The following is a 14922-nucleotide window of genomic DNA, read 5'->3' on the forward strand; positions in this document are numbered from 1 at the left end:
GTCCCCCGGCTTGACGTCGTCGAGCTCGATCAAGTGTTCCTGATTCGGGTAGTTCTCGCTCTGGAAGACAGCCGGTGTATCCAGTTCCACGCCGCTGTCGATGCCGCAGGAGCTGTGGATGGTGATCTGGCCGACGCTCTCGCCGGACGCGTCGATCCCGTCCTCCAGCGTGATCGCGTTACTGGCATCTCCGTCGAGCACCGTCAGGCGGGTCAGCGGGGCCCAGTTGTTATCATCGAACCAGCCGGGATAGCTTCCCGCGTTATTCTCATGTAGCTCGGCCATTTCGTTCAGCTCCGGTGTGAGCCGAAGCGCGAAGTCGCCCTGTGTCCCGTTGTTGTTCACCGGACCGATGACTCCGCCGTCCGTGTTCTCACCGTTCCAGATCCAGTTGCCGACGGCGACCTGATCGGAGGAGTCCGGGTCCTCGTAGTAATCGTCGCTACTCGGATCGTCGTCCTGGACGACCCAGTCGCTGGACACCCAGCGAGCCTCGGGTGATCCCTCGATCCGGTAGGTCGCGGTGCCTCCCGTCTCCGTATCGATCCGGTCGTTGACGATGAAGAGGTAGACGCCCCCGTCATCCTCGTCCTTCCACAGGAAGACCGTACTCCGTGACTCGTCTTGGAAGTCCGTCTGTTCGGACCTGACGCCGATCTGTTGGTAGGCGTCCTCAGGGCTGCTTCCGGTGAGCGGCTCGATACAGTACGACTCACCGCCGTACGTGACGTAGTACTCGTCGTCCTCACAGTCACAACACGCGGGGACCTCCGCCGCGTTGAACACCGGGTCGATATCGCCCGCACCGGAATATCTGATCCCGTTGAGGTCCTGAAGGCCGTCGCCGTAGCCCTCGCCGTCGATCGCGGTGTCCGGGTAGGCGTTCACGGCGTGTTCGCCGACCCCACCAGCCGTGCCCGGGATCGGTCCGTTGTAGGTCTGTTGCCAGTCGACCTTGAGGTCCAACTCTCCCGCAGTGAGCGTGTTGTTCGCGAACGATTCCTGGTCGCTGAAGTATGCCGTCGTGCCGAGTCCTGCACCCGCGGAGGCGACGCCGACCGCGCCGAGTCCGGCCAATATCTGCCGCCGTGAGAGCCCGATATTATCATCCATTGTGTATCATCCCTCTGGGGGAAGTCCCACCGACGGAGTCGAACCGTCGTAACGCGCCGGCATGGGAACCGTAGATCTGAGGACGACAGATTCGTCCGTCGGTCTAACCGTGTTCTTCGACGTTACTGGAGCGTCGCGTTCTGCCCGTTCTCGCTGCTGGTCCAGTTGTCGCTGCTGGAGTACGGACCGCCCATCGGGATTCCGACAGACGGCGCTTGGCCGCCGGCACTCGCACCGAAGCCGAAGACGTAGTCGTTACCGCTGGTTTCGAGATCAGATCGCGGGACGGCGATGACCGCCTGGGACCCGAACTTGACCGCGGTGATCGACGCCGGTACGGACGACCATCCGGTACTCGTATCCTTCTCCCAGTTCGGGCCGGACTCGACCGCCGAGTAGAGGAAGTCGTCTCCACCCTCCGCGTTCCAGGCCACTTGGTAGTCGTAGATCCCGTCGTCGTCGAGGTCGAACGGCATCGAGAAGTTGGCGACCGCGAAGTTCGGGTCCGCAAGGCTGTACGGGCTCCCGTCGGGTTCGTCGAACGTGATCCCGTAGACGACCTGGTCGTCGCCGTAGGAGACATCGACACGAGCGACGCCGTCCGGGATGGGCTGGGTGATGCCGTCCGGGTTGACGTAGTCGGCTGCGTACGATTCGTCCGCACAGGGGTTGTTCGTCCCGTCGTTGTGCCGCTCCTGTTCCGCGTAGAATTCGAAGTCGAACGTGACGGAGTCGGACTGAATTTCGTTGCCGACCTCGGTCGGGACCTCCCACTCGAAGCAGACGCAGGTCTCGTCGATGTTGGGTTCCTCGTCGTCGAAAGGAGTTTCGACGCCGTCGAACGCGGGGCGGTTCGCCACGGGGGCGTCCGGATTCCCGTCGCCGTAGAGGGGGACACCCGCTTGGAGTGCCGCCATGACCTCACCGAGTGAGCCGGAGATGATCTCCGTGCCGACTTCGCCGTCTTCACAGTACGAGAGAGTGACCTCCATTGCGTCGGCGAGCTCGCCATCGCCGTCGGTATCGGTATCCGTCTCGGCGTTGTTCTCGTTCGCAGAATCCGCCTCCGGTTCTGTTACGGTGTTCTCGTCGTTCGCAGTCAGCTCCCCACACATCCACATATAGGCGGGGTTGTCAACGATCGAGAAGCAGAATTCACCTTCTCCGGAATCGCCGGGTTTGAGGTCGACGACCTGAATGCTGAGGGGTTCACCGGGGGCGACCGCGCCGTTTCCGTTGACGTCTTCGCCGACTACACCACCCTGGACATACGTGCCTGAGGGAGTGGACCACTGCGCGAAGTCCCCCTGATCCTCTGAGTAGTCCACGTGAACGTAGAGGTCGAGCGAACCCGCCGTGAGCGTGTTCTCGGTGAAGCTCTCCTCGTCGCTGAAGTACGCCGTCGTGCCGAGTCCCGCACCCGCGGAGGCCACGCCGATCATGCCGAGGCCGCCGAGCATCCGTCGCCGCGAGAGTCCGAAGTTGTCGTTTGTATCGTCCATTTGAGTATCCCTGGCGTCTCGGCCAGTACCCCTCCCTTAGCGGAAGGGGGGATAGTTACGACTCGACACGTCGGATCCTAACGCCGCCATCGGCCGATCGAATCCCACCATCGACGGTCATAACGACTCATTCGACCGAATTCGGACGATCTGGCGGGGTCGACAGGTACGTCCGAAAGGATCGGATGGAGGGCCATACCGCCCGTATCGGTGTGCCTACCGCTTCCATTGAGAGACACTACCGGATCACGTGGGACCGCCTACCGTGGATCGGGCTCGAAACGGAGCGAATATTGTGAACGCATACCACACCAGTACGCGACGCATACATATCCCCTCGGTCGTCGTTCAGATGTCCAGACGAGGTGTTTCCCATTCCCCTACAGATCCGATCCGACTCCCTTCCCGAGACCGTCATCCACGACGTGCTCTCGAACAGCCGCCGGAAGAACGCGCTCCGCGAGTTGCGGACGCACGGCGGAGCCGTCTCGATCCGGAAGCTCTCGGAGGCGATCGCCGCCGACGAGACGGGGGAGTACCCTGCCCCGCGCTGCGTCCGCGAGAGCGTGTACGCCTCCCTCCACCAGACGCACCTGCCGCGGCTCCACGACCTCGGCGTCGTCGAGTACGACCGTGCGCGCAAGGAGGTGCGTGCGTGCCGCGGCGCGCGCGACGTGGAACGCTACATGACGGTCGTCGCCGGCTACGGCTTCACTTGGACCGAGCTGTACCAACTGCTCGGCGTCATGACGCTGTGTCTCGTGCTCGCGGCCCAACTCGACGCGCCGGTCGTCGGCGCGGTCGACCCCCTGCTGTGGACGAGCGGGGCGCTCGCGGCGTTCGCGGCGGTGACGATCGCACAGCTCTGGACCGCCTACCGGCTTTCGATGCCGCTCTCGCGGTGATTTAAGCGTTTAGTTCAGGAAGATCCACCGGAGATGGTTCTTTAGACACGTCCTCGTCTGAAACAGCTGAAGGATCCTCGGTACTTGTCGGACGGTTGGTTCGGAGGAGACCGAGTTGATCGATTCGGGATCGTTGTTGGCGGGGTGAATACGTCCAAAGCCCCAGCCGCGAGGACTCGATGCGCTCGCTGTGCGCCTCGCTCAGTCGCTACCGCTCCTTCGCTGCGGTGCTTGTCGCGGGAGACGGTCCGGCTCGCGTTGCTCGCCGGCTGCGACTCCCCGACTTTCGCTCGCTTCGCTCACGAAAGCGTCGCGCGTCATCGCCCTCGCGACTGCCCCTTTGAGTCCCACCCGAACCGCACAACCCCGCACCTCACGCCTCCCCAGCCTCGCGGCTCACTTCGTTCGCCGCGTCCCTCGCGGTCGGGTTCGCGCCCTTTCGGGCGCTCACCGGCGCGCCACCGCGATCGTCCGCTCCTTCGTCTGTACCGACCGGATCCGAACCCGGACGTCTCACTCCACCCGCGGCTCCGGCATCAGCGACTCGAACTCGCGGGCGTCGAGCCACTCCAACAGCCGGACGAGCTGGTCCGCGGCCGCCTCGAACAGCCGTTCGGCCTTCTCGGGGGTGACGTCCGTCGGATCGCCGAACGCGCCGTTCGCCGAGTTGTCGACCGCGTCGTAGAAGGTACGCGCGCCGTGGACCATGGTCTCGGAGTCGTCGATGTCGACGAGCCCGCCGTCGCGGGCGGCCTCGAACTCCTCCGGGTGGACGAGATCGGGCGCGAGGTGGGTGATCATCGCGGTCTCCTTCGGCCCGGCGTGGGGCCCGTTCCGTGCGAACAGGTCGTCGACGAGCTCCGGGATGGACTCGTCCCACATCCACTCGATCGCGTACATCGTCCCGTCCTGGTGGAGCCGCCGGCCGACCTCGCGGAGGTGGTCGACGTTGCCCCCGTGGGCGTTGACGTAGACGACGCGGTCGATCCCGTGGTACGCGAGGTTTCGCGTGAAACTCTCGACGTAGTCGCGGAACTCCGGCGGGTCGACCCAGAGCGTGCCCGGGAACTGCCGATGGTGCGGGCTGACGCCGATGTCGACGGTGGGCGTCCGGGGAAGCCCCGTCTCCTCGGCGGCCGCGGTCGCGAGGCCCTCCGCGATCAGGTGGTCGGTCGCCAGCGGGAGGTGCGGTCCGTGCTGTTCGGTCGAGCCGAGCGGCACGATCGCGGTGGACGCCTCCTCGAGTCGGTCGCCGAGTTCCGGCCAGGTGTGGTCCGCGAGATACATACCGATCCCTGACGCTCGGTCCGTATCAAACCCCGTGAGGAGGCAGCCCGGCGGGGGAAGTCGGCGGGAGAGAGGGCGATGGAGCAAGCCAGAGGGACGGGATCGGTACCGGGACCCTTCGTCACCCTTTTTGTGCCGCCCGGCCGAACTCCGGGACATGTTCGGAGGAGGCGGCATGAACCCGCGGAAGATGAAACAGATGATGAAACAGATGGGGATCGACGTCGAGGAGCTCGACGCCGAGCGGGTCGTCGTCGAGACGGCCGACGGCGACCTCGTCTTCGAGAGCCCGCAGGTCACGCGCATGGACGCGCAGGGCCAGAAGACCTACCAGATCGTCGGCGACCCCGACGAGGTCGCGGACGCGGGTGCCGCGGGGAGTGCCGGCGGGGCGAGCGCGGTCGAGTCCGGCGACGCCGACGCGACCAGCGGCGGTTCGGACGACGCGATCCCCGACGACGACGTGGCGCTCGTCGCGGAGCGCGCGGGCGTCCCCGAGTCGACGGCTCGTGAGACACTCGAAGCGCACGACGGCGACCTCGCGGCCGCGATCGCCGAGCTCGAGTGACCGACGCCGCGTACCTCCTGGTTCACGAGGACCGTGAGTATCTCTTAGAGCCCGGCGAGGAGTTCGGCACCGACCTCGGCGTGCTGGAGATTCCGGAGGACGTCGCCGCCGGCGACACCGTCGAGAGCCACCTCGGGACCGCCTTCGAGGTCCGCGAGCTTCGCGGCCCCGACCTCTTCGACCACCTCGAGCGCACCGGCGCGCCGATGATGCCGCGTGACGTGGGACTCGTGTTGGGCTTGACCGGCGTCTCCGCGGGCGATCGCGTCCTCGATGCCGGCACGGGAACCGGGATCCTCGCGGCCCATCTGGGTCGGATCGGCGCGGACGTGACCACCTACGAGATCGATCCGGAGTTCGCCGACGTGGCGCGCGAGAACATGCGTGTCGCCGGGGTCGAGGACCGCGTCGACGTCCGGACCGGGGACCTCGCCGAGGAAGCCGACGGCCTCGTCGGCGGGATCGGCGAGGATACGGGCGAGAGCGACGAAACGGTCTCAGAGGCTCCCTTCGACGTGCTCACCCTCGACACCGGCGACGCGCCCGCGGTCGTCGCTCACGCACCGGATCTGCTCGTCTCCGGCGGGTTCCTCGCCGTCTACTCGCCGTTCGTCGAGGGGACCCGCGAGGCGGTGACGGCCGCACGGGAGGCCGGACTCGCCGAGATCGAGACGCTGGAGACGATCCAGCGCGAGATGGACTTCTCCGAGCGCGGCTCCCGACCGTCCACCCGCGGCGTCGGTCACACCGGGTACCTCGTGATCGCGAGAGCCCCCTGAACGGGAACCCGTCCCGAACGAGACCTCCGCGTCGCGCGAGACGTCCGGACTACGCTCTCGAGACGGGGGAACCTTCTTTCCGTCACGACTGCCAGGAGAGGTATGTCGATCGTCGCCGACGCCGAGGCCGCCCTCGAGGGACGAGCGGACGTGGTCGCCGTCGGCGTCGACGTCGAGTTACTCTCCGCGGTGCTCTCGGCTCGCCACGAGGACGGGGAGGGCCGCTGGCGGGTGGCGTGTTCGCCGGGGATCATCGACGACCTCGGTCGAGCGTTCGTGCTCGGAACCGCCGCGGCCGAGGCCCGTGTTCGGGGAACGATCGCGCTGCGGACCGCGACTGGGACGCGACCGGACCGGACGCTGTTCGCGAGCCCCGGACGAGTCGACGCCGTCGTCGGGCCCGCGACCGACCGAGCGCTCCTGACGGAGATCGATTCGAACCGCACGGCCGCCGCCTCGGAGACCGTCGAGGCACGCTTCGAGGCGAGCGAGCCGGCGTCGATAGCTATGCCGTCACGGAGCCGCCTGCTGTCGGCCGCCCGCGAGGCGCTCGACGATCGGTTCGCCGACGACCTGGAGGTCGTGTTCTCGACGCTCGGCGCGGACCCGACGTCGCTCGCCCGATCCGAGGAGCTCGACGACCGAACGCTGCTGGTCGCGTTGGCGGCCCGTCACGACCACCTCTTCTCGGACGTGCGCGAGTGGGCGGACGACCTGGGGATCGCGCCGAAACAGACGTTCTCGGCGGTGCGGCGCGCGCTCGAGGAGCGTGGGCTGATCGAGTCGATCAAGGTACCGATGGGGATCGGTAGGCCGAACTACCGCCTCCGCGCCGTCGACGAGACGCTCTACCGCGTCGACGCCGAGGCGTTCCTGCCGGCGCTACGCGAGGTGTTCGAGGCGGCTGACGCCGGGGGCAGACCCGGTGCCGGTGGAGCGCGGGTCGACGACCGGCCGGTGTGGGACAGGCGTCCCTGAGGCGGGAGCGTCCCGAACGCGATATCGACCCTCCCTCAGAGCCGCCCCTCGTCGACGGCGTCGACGAGCGCGGACCCCGCGGCGCGCCAGTCCGCCTCGGCCTCGGAGAAGACTCGCTCGGCACGCTCGACCGCCTCCGCGACGACGGCGTCGACGTCGACGCCGACGATCCCGCCCGCGGAGACGAGCTGGACGCCGTCGACGAAGACGTCCCTGACCGTGTCGCTGCCGCCGCCGTACACGAGGTTGGGGATCGCGGTGTGGAACGGCTGCGTGACGGTCGGGGCGATCCCGGGTCGTTCCAGGTCGCAGACGACCACGTCCGCTCGCTTTCCGGGCGAGAGCGACCCGACGCGGTCGTCGATCCCGAGCGCGCGAGCGCCGCCGAGGGTCAACAACTCGAGGACGCCGCTCGCGTCGAGGGCGGTCGGATCGGTCCGGTCGGCCTTCGAGAGCATCGCCGTCGTGCGTGCCTCGCGGAGCGCGTCGTGGCCGCCGGGGCCGGGTGCCTGGTCCGTGCCGATCCCCACCGATCCCCCGTGTTCGAGGTACTCGACGACCGGCGGAACGATCCCGTCGATGGCGGTGATCGAGGAGGGGCACCCGACCATCCGGACGCCGGCGTCGGCGAGCCGCCCGCGCTCCTCGGGCGTCGCGCCGTGGAGGTGGGCCGCGAGCAGGTGGTCTCCGAGGAGTCCCTCCCGGTCGAGGACGCCGACGGTCGTCTCGCCGTCGCCGTACCGGGCGGCGATCTGTCTCCGCTCGCGGTCGCCCTGCGCGACGTGCATGTGGACGGTTCGGTCCTCCGTTCGGGCTCGTTCCGTGATCGTCTCGAGCAGGTCGAGGGAGACCATGTCGAGCGCCTGCGGACCGTACGCCGGCTCGACGAGCGGGTCGTCCTCGAACTCCGAGACGAGGTCGTCCGCGCGCGTCAGCCCGGCTTCACCCCCGTCGCGGTCGAACGGATAGGGCTCGTCGGGGCCGACGTCCGAGCGGTCCTCGGGGACTTCGTTTATCATCTCGGTGGCGACGACCCGGAGCCCCAGCGGGCGATACACCTCCCTCACGAGGTCGGCGACGCCGGCCGCGTACTCGCCGATCGTCGTCGTGCCGGACGCGAGCGCCTCGATGGCGGTGAGCTCCGCACCAACGACGCCGTCCTCGGACGTCGCGTGTGCGGATATCGGCGCCAGCGAGCGGGTCATCCACTCTATCTCGGGGACGTCCTGGGCGGCCCCCCGAAGCACGGTGTGGTGGCCGTGAACGTGGGCGTTCACGAGCCCCGGGAGCGTGAGGCAGCCGCCGCCGTCGACGCTCCGTTCCGCGTCCCCGGTATCGACACCGTCAGCGGGGCCGACGTAGGTGATCTCCCCGTCGGTCCAGCCGACCGCGCCGTCGTTGACGATCCCCAAGTCGCCTGTCGCGCCCGGCACGTCCGGATCCATCGTGACCAGGAGCGTGTCGGTGACGAGCGTGTCCATGGGAGCCGATCACGAGCGGACGGCAAGGAACTGTCGGTGGTCGACGAACCGGTAGCGGTGGTCGACGAACCCGGCAGCCGCGACCCACGTGACAAGAACTAACTCCGGGCGGGACCCTCGGTCCGCCATGCCGAAGTTCTCCGACAGGGTCGAGCGGGTCTCGATAAGCGGGATCCGCGAGGTGTTCGAGGCGGCCGGCGACGACGCGATCAACCTGGGGATCGGTCAGCCGGACTTCCCGACGCCGGAACACGCCCGGCAGGCGGCGGTCGACGCCATCGAGGCCGGGAAGGCCGACGCTTACACCGGCAACAAGGGGATCGCGCCGCTTCGGGAGGCGATAGCCGAGAAACACCGCGCGGACCAGAGAGTCGACCTCGACCCCGCGAACGTGATCGCCACCGCGGGCGGCAGCGAGGCGCTCCACATCGCCCTCGAAGCCCACGTGAGCGCCGGCGACGAGGTGATCATCCCGGATCCGGGGTTCGTCTCGTACGACGCGCTGACGAAGCTGGCGGGCGGGGACCCGATCCCGGTCCGCCTTCGGGAGGACCTCACGCTCGACCCCGCCGCGGTCGAGGAGGCGATCACCGACGACACCGCCGCGTTCGTCGTCAACTCCCCCGGCAACCCGACCGGGGCCGTCTCCTCCGAGGCGGACGTCCAGGAGTTCGCACGGATCGCCGACGAGCACGACGTGCTCTGCCTCTCCGACGAGGTGTACGAGTACACCGTCTTCGACGGGGAGCACTACTCGCCGATGGAGTTCGCCGAGACCGACAGCGTCGTCGTCGTCAACTCCGCCTCGAAGCTGTTCTCGATGACCGGCTGGCGGCTGGGGTGGGTGTACGGCTCCGCGGAGCGGGTCGACCGGATGCTCCGCGTCCACCAGTACGCGCAGGCGTGCGCCTCGGCACCCGCCCAGTACGCGGCGGAGGCCGCGTTGCGCGGCGACCGCGACGTGGTCGCGGAGATGACCGACTCCTTCGAGCGCCGACGCGATGTCTTACTCGAGGGGTTCGCCGACGCGGGCATCGAGTGTCCGGTTCCGCAGGGGGCGTTCTACGCGATGCCGCGGGTCCCCGAGGGGTTCGTCGAGGAGTGTCTCGACCGCGACGTGATCGTCGTCCCCGGCGAGGCGTTCGGGGAGGGCGGGCGCGGACACGCACGGATCTCCTACGCGACCGACGAGGAGGACCTCCGCGAGGCGATCTCGGTGATGGCGGACGCGTACGAGGCCGTCCGGTAGGAAGGCTCGAAGGACGACGTTTGAACGACGACGCGTGGATTACTGAAGGACATTATTCGAACACGAGTGGTTTCCGCAAGTTATACTGCTGCCGGGAAACGACGATGTGGGCATGAGCCGGAACATCCAAGTCAGCCGCCTCGACCGACGGGCGGTCGAGGACCAGGAGGTCGAGATCGTCGAGCGGAAGGGTATCGGACACCCGGACTCGATCTGTGACGGTCTCGCGGAGTCGGTCTCCCGAGCGCTCTCGCAGCTCTACCTCGACCGAGTCGGGAAGGTCCTCCACTACAACACCGACGAGACGCAGCTCGTCGCGGGACGAGCCGCCCCCGCCTTCGGCGGCGGCGAGGTCGTCGAGCCGATATACGTCCTGATCGTCGGCCGCGCCACGAAGGAGTACGAGGGCCGCCAGCTCCCGGTCGACTCCACCGCGCTCGCGGCCGCCCGCGAGTACCTCGGAGAGGCGCTTCCGGAACTCGAATACGGAACCGACATCGTCGTCGACGTCAGGCTCGGCGAGGGCTCCGGCGACCTCCAGGACGTCTTCGGCGAGGAGACCCAGGAGGTCCCGATGGCCAACGACACCTCCTTCGGCGTCGGCCACGCGCCGTTGACCGAGACGGAGACGATCGTCCGCGAGACCGAACGCGAGCTCAACACGACCTACTACGCCGACCACCCCGAACTCGGCCCCGACGTGAAGGTGATGGGAAAACGCGAGGGCGACCGAATCGACATCACGGTCGCGGCCGCGATGGTGGACGCCCACATCGCCGACCTCGAGGAGTACGACGACGCCGTGGGGAACGTCCGCGAGTTCGTGACCGACCTCGCCGAGAGTCACACCGACCGCGAGGTACACGTCGACGTCAACACGGCAGACGACTACGACGAGGGTTCGATCTACCTCACCGTCACCGGCACGTCCGCCGAACAGGGCGACGACGGCTCCGTCGGACGGGGGAACCGAGCGAACGGGCTGATCACCCCCAACCGCCCGATGTCGATGGAGGCCACCTCCGGGAAGAACCCCGTCAATCACATCGGGAAGATCTACAACCTGCTGTCGACGCACGTCGCCGAGACGGTGACCGACGAAGTCGACGGGATCCGCGACCTCCAGGTCCGGCTGCTCTCGCAGATCGGTCGGCCGATCGACGAGCCCCACGTCGCCGACGCGCAGATCGTCACCGAGGACGACGTCGAGCTGTCGGCGATCGAAGAGGAGGTCGTCGCGATCGTCGACGACGAGCTCGCCGACGTCACCGGCGTGACTCGCCGAGTCATCGACGGCGACGTCTCGACGTTCTGAACTCGGTCCGGGCGTTCCCCGTCGTGTCGTCGATCCGTCACCGTCCGTCGGTCCGCCCCGTGTCGTCGGTCCGTCGCGCCCCCGGCGCGTGCTCCCGAAGCGTCGGAAAGGTCATTCTGACGATCGTTCCGGTCGGCTCGTTTTCGGCGATTTCGAGCGTCCCGTCGGAGGTCTCGAGCGTCCAGTAGAGTATCCAGAGGCCGAGCCCCTGCGTGTGTACGAGCGGCGTCTCCGCCGGACTCTCGATCGCGTCGACGTCGTATCGCGGGATACCCTCGCCCGTGTCGGCGATCTCGAGGACCGCCGACCCCTTGGAATCCGTCCGGACGGTGACCGTGACCGACGTGTCGGGGGGCGTGTGCTCTATCGCGTTCGTCAGCGCCTCCTCGACGGCAGCCGGAAGATCGGGGTGTGACCGGACGCGGGGATCGGCCTCGAACCGCGTCGATATCTCGACGCCCGGATACTTCCGACGAACCCGTGTGATCCGTTCGTCGACCATCGACGTGAGCCGATGCTCGACGGTCCGGTCGGCGTTCCATATCGTCACGATCTCCCGCGTTCGGTCGGTCGTCTCGAGCAGCCGCTCGAGGTGCTCTCGAATGATCCGAACGTCGTCGTTCGTGTCCTCGACGCGTTCGGCGATCTCGATGTTGTCCAGGTGTCCGAGCGCGATGGAGAGCTCGTTGCGGAGGTTGTGCCGGAGGACCCGCTGGTTGATGGTCAACAGTTTTCCCAGGTCCTCGGCCTCCTCGAGCCGCTCGTCGAACTCCACCGCGTGGAGCCCACTCCGCACGCCCACCATCGCGCCGAGGGCGCTGGCGAACGAGAGGAGAAAGGAGAGCTCGGTCGGGTTACCCTCAACCAGCCAGATGGTCCAGACGGCGAGCGCCAGCAGCGCGAACGCTCCCGTCACGCCGAACCCCAGCCGCACCGCTCGCCACTGACCGGCCTCGGAGATCGGACGGTCGGGAAACTCGTAGGCGGTGACGAGAACGAGGAGGGAGATGGAACAGGTCACGAACGTCTCGAGTATCGTCCCGAGTCCTTCGCCTTCGGTGAGGAGATGAACTATCCCGAGTCCGAAACAAAACGACCCCAGCGCGTAGACGGCGTGTTGCGGCCGGATCCGCGATGGCGGAGACGACACGGGTTCGAGAATCCCCGGAGAAGTATAAATGGTTTGTGCCGACCGACCGCAACCGATTTGGGACGGCCCCGCGAGCCATCGAACGTGACGCGGGTGTGTCTCCTCGGCGAGTCCGACGTGAGCCTGAGTTACGAGCTGTTGTCCCGCGAGACCGCGCGGGAGGCACTCGCGACCTACGAGATCGCCGAGCCGTTCGCGAACAGCGTCGCCGTCGACACCGTGAGCCTCGGTGCGGCGGTGTCGCTGCTCAACGACCTCGATTGGTACCTCGTCCGGTTCGTCGCCGAGGCGATCGTCCTCGATCCGTCCGTCTCCGGGAGCGAGTGGCTCTCGCGCGACCTCGCACGCGAGGTCCGCGACGGCGAGGTCCCCCCCGAGGAGACCGATCAGCGGCTGAAGGTGTTCGGGGTCGTCGACGGCGAGCCGGTCGAGCCGCTCTTCGTGCGGCGGACGCAGGGCGAGATCCCCGAATACGACCTCCGGGACGTCGAGGAGACGCTCGTGGTCCGGGTGAGCGAGACGGAGTTCTCGGGATGAGTCCACTGCTCAGCCTCGAGACGGACGAGCCGCTACGCTACCTCCTGACGACGGTCGTCGTCTGGATCGGCGTCGCGAGCGTCGTCGAGTTCGTCGTCGCCGGCGGGCGGTTGGCGGACGCGCTCGTGACGGGAGCGTTCGGCGGAGTCGCCTTCGGCAGCGCGGTGCTCCTGTTGAACGGTACCGACGGGAGCTGACGAGCTCCGTTGGAATTTCACACTGGGGACGGGTTCCGGCTCGATCGCGGTCCGTACGGAGAGGAAACGGATCAGCGCTCAGTGCTCGACGAACTCCACGAGCACCCCGCCGGTCGATCGGGGGTGGAGAAACGCGACCTCGTGGCCCCACGCGCCGGATCGGGGCTCCTCGTCGACGAGGTCGACGCCGAGATCGCGGGCACGGTCGAGCGCCTCCGGGAGGTCCGCGGTCGCGAGCGCGACGTGGTGGATCCCCGGCCCCTCGCGGTCGAGGTAGTCGGCGATGACCCCGCCCTCGGTGGGCTCTAACAGTTCGAGGTATCCGCCGCCGTCGAGTTCGAGGAAGACGACCTCCATCCCGTCGAACGTCTCCTCGTGAACGACCGGGGCGTCGAGGAGGTCCGCGAACAGTTCGGCGAGGTCGGGGGCGTCGCGCGTGGCGATGCCGGCGTGATCGAAGCGCACGGCTCCCCGGTCGTCCCCTCACGACTTATACGGATCGAGTCGGTCGATCCCCCCCCGGTAGGGTCGTGACCCGCGGCCGGAACCGGCCCGATGGAAAGACTTGGGTGAGCGGACGAGAAAGTTCGGACGACCCGTGTCCGACCAGAGCGCCGACGCACCGACCGAACAGAAGTCCTCGCGGAGCATCCTCGATTCGATCCTCGAAACCGCGCTCCACGAGATGAACCGCGAGCGGTCGGGACTGTTGCTCTCGGGACTGTCGGCGGGCCTCGACATCGGGTTCGGTCCGCTGATGATGGCGGTGGTGTTGACGCTCTCGCCCGCGAGTTTCGGCGACCTCACGACCGAGCTACTGTTGGCCAGCGTCTACTCCATCGGATTCATGTTCGTGATCCTCGGCCGGTCGGAGCTCTTCACCGAACACACCACCCTGGCGGTGATCCCCGTCCTCGACGGACAGGCGTCGCTCCGCGACCTGGGGCGGCTCTGGGGGCTCGTCTACGTCGGCAACCTCGTCGGCGGGCTATTCTTTACCCTACTCGTGATTCTGTTGATGCCGGAACTCGGCGTCGTTACGCCGGCGGCGTTCGAGACGATCGCGTTGAAACTCGTCTCTCACGACCTCCCGTGGCTGTTCGTCGGCGGCGTCTTCGCCGGGTGGCTGATGGGACTTCTGGCGTGGCTGATCACGGCTGCCCAGGAGACGACGAGCCGACTGATCCTGGTCTGGGTGGTCGCCGGAACGATCGGCCTGCTCCACCTGCCGCACTCGATCGCGGGCAACGTGGAGGTGTTGTTCGGGCTGTTCATGTCCCCCGCGATCACCCTGACCGACTACGTCGGGTTCCTCGTTCTGGCGACGATCGGAAACGCGTTCGGCGGATCGATCTTCGTCGCGCTGTTGAAGTACGGCCACGTCGTTCGCGGCGCGAACTGAACGCGACCGGTCACGGGTCGGTTCTCGAGTGGGGATCGGAACGGGCGTCGTCGTGAGTTAAGTGACGTCCCGACGAACGGAGTCCATGGAGCTCTCCAACACGGATTCGGTTGCCGGCAAGGAAGTCGTCGAGACGCTCGGGCTCGTCCGCGGGAACACGGTCCGCGCACGGAACGTCGGCCGTGACATCACGCAGGGTCTCCGCAACCTCGCGGGCGGCGAGTTGAAGGGATACACCGAGCTGATGACGGACGCGCGCGATCAGGCGCAAGAACGCATGATCGAGGAGGCGGAGGCGCTCGGCGCCGACGGGGTGATCAACGTGCGGTTCACCACCTCGTCCATCGCCGACAGCGGCGCGGAGATCCTGGCGTACGGCACGGCGGTTCGGCTCCGATAGGACCTCGGTCTCGAGGGTCCCGCATCGAGAACTCACAGGAGACTCGGTTTCCCTCCCCG

Annotated in this window: 16 protein-coding genes; 10 read left to right on the top strand and 6 right to left on the bottom strand. The window is 67.5% G+C overall.

Annotation, left to right across the window (positions count from 1 at the left end):
• Positions 1-1113 (bottom strand): SipW-dependent-type signal peptide-containing protein (locus OKW78_RS04085; protein WP_281194022.1); only part of this gene is annotated, 1113 nt, incomplete at its 3' end.
• Positions 1114-1235: 122 nt separating this feature from the next.
• Complete coding sequence (locus OKW78_RS04090; protein ID WP_281194023.1) at positions 1236-2615, bottom strand: SipW-dependent-type signal peptide-containing protein; 1380 nt, start codon at positions 2613-2615, stop codon at positions 1236-1238.
• Positions 2616-2980: 365 nt separating this feature from the next.
• Here OKW78_RS04090 and OKW78_RS04095 point away from each other — a divergent pair, with 365 nt between their 5' ends.
• Positions 2981-3520 (top strand): hypothetical protein, encoded by a 540-nt coding sequence (locus OKW78_RS04095; RefSeq protein ID WP_281194024.1) that lies wholly within the window; start codon positions 2981-2983, stop codon positions 3518-3520.
• 513 nt (positions 3521-4033) lie between these two features.
• Here OKW78_RS04095 and OKW78_RS04100 read toward each other — a convergent pair.
• Positions 4034-4807, bottom strand: coding sequence for a creatininase family protein (locus OKW78_RS04100; protein WP_281194025.1), 774 nt, complete (start codon positions 4805-4807; stop codon positions 4034-4036).
• Between the two features lie 157 nt (positions 4808-4964).
• On the opposite strand from OKW78_RS04100, the gene OKW78_RS04105 reads away from it, so the two are divergent.
• From OKW78_RS04105 to OKW78_RS04115, 3 genes are all read left to right on the top strand, one after another.
• Entirely contained in the window at positions 4965-5375 is a 411-nt protein-coding gene (locus OKW78_RS04105) for a nascent polypeptide-associated complex protein (RefSeq protein WP_281194026.1), read from the top strand.
• Positions 5372-6154: a 50S ribosomal protein L11 methyltransferase gene (locus OKW78_RS04110; RefSeq protein WP_281194027.1), complete on the top strand. Its 783-nt coding sequence runs from the start codon at positions 5372-5374 to the stop codon at positions 6152-6154. The genes OKW78_RS04105 and OKW78_RS04110 overlap by 4 nt, the downstream gene beginning before the upstream one ends.
• 102 nt (positions 6155-6256) lie before the next feature.
• Positions 6257-7132 (top strand): DUF5821 family protein, encoded by an 876-nt coding sequence (locus tag OKW78_RS04115; RefSeq protein ID WP_281194028.1) that lies wholly within the window; start codon positions 6257-6259, stop codon positions 7130-7132.
• Positions 7133-7167: 35 nt separating this feature from the next.
• Here OKW78_RS04115 and OKW78_RS04120 read toward each other — a convergent pair whose 3' ends face one another.
• Complete coding sequence (locus tag OKW78_RS04120; RefSeq protein WP_281194029.1) at positions 7168-8613, bottom strand: amidohydrolase family protein; 1446 nt, start codon at positions 8611-8613, stop codon at positions 7168-7170.
• Positions 8614-8740: 127 nt separating this feature from the next.
• Here OKW78_RS04120 and OKW78_RS04125 point away from each other — a divergent pair, with 127 nt between their 5' ends.
• Together OKW78_RS04125 and OKW78_RS04130 are read left to right on the top strand one after the other, a co-directional pair.
• Positions 8741-9862, top strand: coding sequence for a pyridoxal phosphate-dependent aminotransferase (locus tag OKW78_RS04125; protein ID WP_281194030.1), 1122 nt, complete (start codon positions 8741-8743; stop codon positions 9860-9862).
• Positions 9863-9974: 112 nt separating this feature from the next.
• A complete protein-coding gene (locus OKW78_RS04130; protein WP_281194031.1) occupies positions 9975-11177 on the top strand; it encodes a methionine adenosyltransferase in 1203 nt (400 codons plus the stop codon).
• A 37-nt stretch (positions 11178-11214) separates the two neighbouring features.
• On the opposite strand, the gene OKW78_RS16895 is transcribed toward OKW78_RS04130, so the two are convergent.
• On the bottom strand, positions 11215-12327 hold the full coding sequence (locus OKW78_RS16895) for a HAMP domain-containing sensor histidine kinase (RefSeq protein ID WP_281194032.1): 1113 nt from the start codon (positions 12325-12327) through the stop codon (positions 11215-11217).
• A gap of 84 nt (positions 12328-12411) precedes the next feature.
• Between OKW78_RS16895 and OKW78_RS04140 the strand changes: the two genes are divergently transcribed.
• Both OKW78_RS04140 and OKW78_RS04145 read left to right on the top strand, forming a co-directional pair.
• Positions 12412-12864, top strand: a complete 453-nt coding sequence (locus tag OKW78_RS04140) for a DUF5804 family protein (RefSeq protein WP_281194033.1) — start codon at positions 12412-12414, stop codon at positions 12862-12864.
• Positions 12861-13061 carry a hypothetical protein gene (locus OKW78_RS04145; RefSeq protein WP_281194034.1) on the top strand — a complete coding sequence of 67 codons (201 nt, stop codon included), beginning with the start codon at positions 12861-12863 and terminating at the stop codon, positions 13059-13061. The genes OKW78_RS04140 and OKW78_RS04145 overlap by 4 nt, the downstream gene beginning before the upstream one ends.
• Before the next feature lie 78 nt (positions 13062-13139).
• Here OKW78_RS04145 and mce read toward each other — a convergent pair whose 3' ends face one another.
• Positions 13140-13526 carry a methylmalonyl-CoA epimerase gene (gene mce / locus OKW78_RS04150; RefSeq protein WP_281194035.1) on the bottom strand — a complete coding sequence of 129 codons (387 nt, stop codon included), beginning with the start codon at positions 13524-13526 and terminating at the stop codon, positions 13140-13142.
• Positions 13527-13659: 133 nt separating this feature from the next.
• Here mce and OKW78_RS04155 point away from each other — a divergent pair, with 133 nt between their 5' ends.
• Positions 13660-14463, top strand: coding sequence for a formate/nitrite transporter family protein (locus OKW78_RS04155; protein ID WP_281194036.1), 804 nt, complete (start codon positions 13660-13662; stop codon positions 14461-14463).
• Between the two features lie 85 nt (positions 14464-14548).
• Positions 14549-14863: a YbjQ family protein gene (locus tag OKW78_RS04160; protein ID WP_281194037.1), complete on the top strand. Its 315-nt coding sequence runs from the start codon at positions 14549-14551 to the stop codon at positions 14861-14863.
• Positions 14864-14922: the final 59 nt, after the last annotated feature.

This window comes from Halorubrum sp. F4 (genome assembly GCF_027257195.1).
In the GTDB taxonomy this organism is placed as follows: Archaea; Halobacteriota; Halobacteria; order Halobacteriales; family Haloferacaceae; genus Halorubrum.

Bases quoted from the DNA above. Each gene is read 5' to 3' on its own strand.
- OKW78_RS04090 (WP_281194023.1), bottom strand. From the start codon at position 2,615: ATGGACGATACAAACGACAACTTCGGACTCTCGCGGCGACGGATGCTC.
- OKW78_RS04100 (WP_281194025.1), bottom strand. From the start codon at position 4,807: ATGTATCTCGCGGACCACACCTGGCCGGAACTCGGCGACCGACTCGAG.
- OKW78_RS04105 (WP_281194026.1), top strand. From the start codon at position 4,965: ATGTTCGGAGGAGGCGGCATGAACCCGCGGAAGATGAAACAGATGATG.
- OKW78_RS04115 (WP_281194028.1), top strand. From the start codon at position 6,257: ATGTCGATCGTCGCCGACGCCGAGGCCGCCCTCGAGGGACGAGCGGAC.
- OKW78_RS04120 (WP_281194029.1), bottom strand. From the start codon at position 8,613: ATGGACACGCTCGTCACCGACACGCTCCTGGTCACGATGGATCCGGAC.
- OKW78_RS04125 (WP_281194030.1), top strand. From the start codon at position 8,741: ATGCCGAAGTTCTCCGACAGGGTCGAGCGGGTCTCGATAAGCGGGATC.
- OKW78_RS04130 (WP_281194031.1), top strand. From the start codon at position 9,975: ATGAGCCGGAACATCCAAGTCAGCCGCCTCGACCGACGGGCGGTCGAG.
- OKW78_RS04145 (WP_281194034.1), top strand. From the start codon at position 12,861: ATGAGTCCACTGCTCAGCCTCGAGACGGACGAGCCGCTACGCTACCTC.
- OKW78_RS04160 (WP_281194037.1), top strand. From the start codon at position 14,549: ATGGAGCTCTCCAACACGGATTCGGTTGCCGGCAAGGAAGTCGTCGAG.